Source organism: Pseudomonas sp. SID14000, from assembly GCF_002165135.1.
In the GTDB taxonomy this organism is placed as follows: Bacteria; Pseudomonadota; Gammaproteobacteria; order Pseudomonadales; family Pseudomonadaceae; genus Aquipseudomonas.
The window spans coordinates 1-715 of sequence record NZ_NFZQ01000067.1 but is presented as its reverse complement, the minus strand read 5'-3'; the positions used below and the strand labels follow the sequence as shown (position 1 = coordinate 715).

The 715-nt window shown below is 67.0% G+C and carries 1 protein-coding gene; it reads left to right on the top strand.

Going from position 1 to position 715, the window contains the following annotated elements:
* On the top strand, positions 1–715 hold a 715-nt coding region (locus CAY82_RS27400; RefSeq protein WP_170931133.1), incomplete at both ends, for an FtsW/RodA/SpoVE family cell cycle protein.

Here is a 715-nt window from a genome sequence, read left to right as displayed (position 1 = left end):
CGGTCTGCGGTCTGGTGATCGCCCTTGTCGTCGGCCAGCACGACCTCGGTACGGCGCTGGTGCTGATGGCCGTGATGATCGGGATGATCTGGATCGTCGGCGCACCGACCCGGCTGTTCGTCGCCACCATCGTCGTGGTCGGCGCGATCGCGGCGTACTTCGTCACCACCGCGCAGCACCGGATGGACCGGCTGCTCAACTTCACCAACCCGCTGGCCGACCCCGGCGGTATCGGCTGGCAGGCGTACCACTCGTTCTACGCGCTCTCCACCGGTGGCTGGTGGGGTGTCGGGATCGGCAACAGCCGGCAGAAGTGGGGCAACCTGCCCGAGGCGCACACCGACTTCATCTTCTCGGTGATCGGTGAGGAGCTCGGGCTGATCGGGTCACTCACCGTGCTCGCGCTGTTCCTGATGCTCGCCTACGTCGGCGTCCGGATCGCGACCCGCAACTCGGACCCCTTCGTCCGCTATGCGGCCGCCGGAATCACCGTCTGGCTGATGGCCCAGACGCTCGTCAACCTGGGCGCCGTGATCGGACTGCTACCCATCGTGGGTATCCCGCTCCCGCTTTTGTCGTACGGTGGTTCCGCACTGCTGCCGACGCTGATCGCGATCGGCATGTTGCTGTCCTTCGCGAAGGCCGAACCCGGCGCGCAGGCCGCCCTCAAGGAGACCAGGCGGCCTCGGTTCGGGTGGATGTCTTCGTGGCGTAC